Source organism: Pseudacidovorax intermedius, assembly GCF_001476815.1.
GTDB classification, from domain to species: Bacteria; Pseudomonadota; Gammaproteobacteria; order Burkholderiales; family Burkholderiaceae_C; genus Xenophilus; species Xenophilus intermedius_A.
Genome location: NZ_LDSL01000207.1, coordinates 1 through 2,890, shown reverse-complemented (window position 1 = coordinate 2,890; position 2,890 = coordinate 1). Strand labels below are relative to the sequence as shown.

General features: G+C 68.3%; 1 protein-coding gene. It reads right to left on the bottom strand.

Annotation, left to right across the window (positions count from 1 at the left end; genetic code table 11):
• Positions 1-702 precede the first annotated feature (702 nt).
• On the bottom strand, positions 703-2,886 hold the full coding sequence (gene katE, locus NS331_RS24345; RefSeq protein ID WP_058644505.1) for a catalase HPII: 2,184 nt from the start codon (positions 2,884-2,886) through the stop codon (positions 703-705).
• Between the last annotated feature and the right edge of the window lie 4 nt (positions 2,887-2,890).

The following is a 2,890-nucleotide window of genomic DNA, read 5'->3' as shown; positions in this document are numbered from 1 at the left end:
GTCCTTCGGCAGGCCTGCAGCCCGTCCATCCTGCGCGCCTCGCCGACCCCGAAATCGCCCGCGCGCCCTGGGCCCGGTGCCGGCGCGGGGGCACTGGCGTTGTGCATCCGGGCTCGTGCCTGCGCGGTATTGCTCCCTCTCCCCTCGCGGGAGAGGGCTGGGGAGAGGGGGCGCGGTGTCACCCAAGAAGCGCCGTGGTGGTTTGACCACCCCCTCTCCCCAACCCCTCTCCCGCGAGGGGAGAGGGGCTCAGGTGCACGACGCACATGCGCGTCGATCAACCCCAACGCAGGCCCTGGTGCCGGTGAGGGCGTGGCGGTGCGCCTCTGGGGCGCCGAGGCGCGCAGGGCGGACGGGCTGCGGGCCTGCCGAAGGACAGGCCCGCTTCGTGAACTGACTCGCGGCAGTTGTTTGAGCGCAGCGCGAAGCGCGTAGCGAGTTCTGCCGCGGCCCGTCCGTCCGAGCACCGCAGGGAAGTCGGCGCGCAGCGCCGACCGCCCCTGTGGCGCACCGACGCGTCCTCACCGGCACCAGGGCCGGACCATCGTCAGACAGCGAGCCCAACGCCAGGGCCGGACCATCGGCGCCAAGGCCGAACCATGATCGCCAACGCCGGACCACCGGCCAAAAAGCAAAAGGGCCAACGCCGCCAAAGCAACGTCGACCCTTACGGACGAAAAAAGGCAAAGCGGGCGAAAAGCCCTAGGCCGGCACCGCCTCCACCCCCGCGCGATCCCAGTGCCGGTGCTTGGCAATCGCCGCGACGAAGTTCTGCGCGATGCCCTGCGCCTCTTCGTTCTCGCCCAGTTGCTGGGCCGGCGTCGTTGCGACCACCACACCGGCGGGCGCCTCGGCCTTGCCTTCTTCCACACCCACCGACGACAGCAGTTGCGCGCCCTCGCCCACCACACAGATGGCCTTGAGGTGCTTGAAGGCCTCCAGCACGAAATGCTGCGCCTCGCCGTTGGCCATCAGGGCCTTGGCGTTCTCGGCGCCGGCCGGCACCAGCACGGCGTCGAACATCACCGACGGCATGTTGGTGAAGGTGGCGTCCACCTCGACCTGGCGCTTGGAGGCACTGGTCACGCTGCCCAGACGCGGGCCCACCACCTTGCACATCGCGCCGGCAGACTCCAATGCCTCGCGAATCGGCTTGAGCGATGCGGAATCGACACCGTCGCTCACCAGGATGGCGATCTTGCGCGTCTTGATGCTGCCGTCGCCCGTGCAGACCATGCTCAGCGCCGGCGACTCCTCGATGCTCATGTTGATGCGCGCCTCGCGGTAGCCCGCCTGGCCCGCGGCGGCCTTGGCGTCCGGCGGCTCGATGCCCAGGGGCTCGGCCACGCGGCGGGCCAGCTTCTCGTCCACATGGGCCAGGTTGTCCACCATGCGCTGGCGCACGGCGGGCACCTCGACCTTGGACAGCTCGAAGCGGAAGGCCGCGATGATGTGCTCCTTCTCCACCGCCGTCTGGCTGTTGAAGAACAGGCGCGCCTGGGTGAAGTGGTCGTCGAAGCTCTCGCTGCGGCGGCGGATCTTGGGCGATTCCAGGGCCTCGGCATAGGTCTGGAAGCCTTCGCTGTCCCCATCGACGCGGAATTCCGAGCCGTTGCCCAGCGAGTTGGGCTCGTAGGCCACCTGGCCGCGGCCGATGGTCTGGCGGTGCATGCCGTCACGCTGGAAGTTGTGGAAGGGGCACACGCCGCGGTTGATCGGCAGCTCGTGGAAGTTGGGGCCGCCCAGGCGCGACAGCTGCGTGTCGGTGTAGCTGAACAGGCGCCCCTGCAGCAGCGGGTCGTTGCTGAAGTCGATGCCGGGCACCACGTGGCCGGGGTGGAAGGCCACCTGCTCGGTCTCGGCGAAGAAGTTGTCCGGGTTGCGGTTGAGCACCATCTTGCCCACGGGGGTGACGGGCACCAGCTCTTCCGGGATCAGCTTGGTCGCGTCCAGCAGGTCGAAGCCGAAGGCATGCTCCTTGTCCTGCGGGATCAGCTGCATGCCGAGTTCCCATTCGGGGTAGTCGCCGTTCTCGATCGCTTCCCACAGGTCGCGGCGGTGGAAATCCGGGTCCTTGCCGGCGATCTTCTGCGCCTCGTCCCAGACCAGGGCATGGCTGCCCAGCTTGGGCTTCCAGTGGAACTTGACGAAGTGCGCGTCGCCGCGGCTGTTGATCAGGCGGAAGGTGTGCACGCCGAAGCCCTGCATCATGCGCAGGCTGCGCGGAATGGCGCGGTCGCTCATGGCCCACATCAGCATGTGGGTGGTCTCGGGCATCAGCGAGGCGAAATCCCAGAAGGTGTCGTGCGCGCTGGCCGCCTGCGGCATGCCGTGGTGCGGCTCCTGCTTGACGGCATGGACCAGGTCCGGGAACTTCATCGCGTCCTGGATGAAGAACACCGGGATGTTGTTGCCCACCAGGTCCCAGATGCCTTCCTGGGTGTAGAACTTGACGGAGAAGCCGCGCACGTCGCGCACCGTGTCGGCCGAGCTGGAGCCGCCGGCCACGGTGGAGAAGCGCACGAACACCGGCGTCTTGAGCGAGGGGTCGTTCAGCAGGCCGGCGCGCGTGAACTGCGACATCGACTTGTAGACCTGGAAGTAGCCGTGCGCGGCACTGCCGCGCGCATGCACCACCCGCTCGGGAATGCGCTCGTGGTCGAAGTGCGTGATCTTCTCGCGCAGGATGAAGTCTTCGAGCAGCGTCGGCCCGCGCACACCCGCCTTCAGCGAGTTGTGGTTGTCCGCGATCCGCGTGCCCTGGTTGGTGCTGAGGTGCGGCAGCGGCAACTCGGTCGTGTACGCCGACAGCTGCTCCACCTTCGCATTGTTGGTGTCGGCGGTGCGGCCGCGGCGGGGGGCGGGGGACTTGCTCTTGGTGGGCATCGGG

Coding starts and splice junctions, on each gene's coding strand:
- katE (WP_058644505.1), bottom strand. CDS start 2,886: ATGCCCACCAAGAGCAAGTCCCCCGCCCCCCGCCGCGGCCGCACCGCC.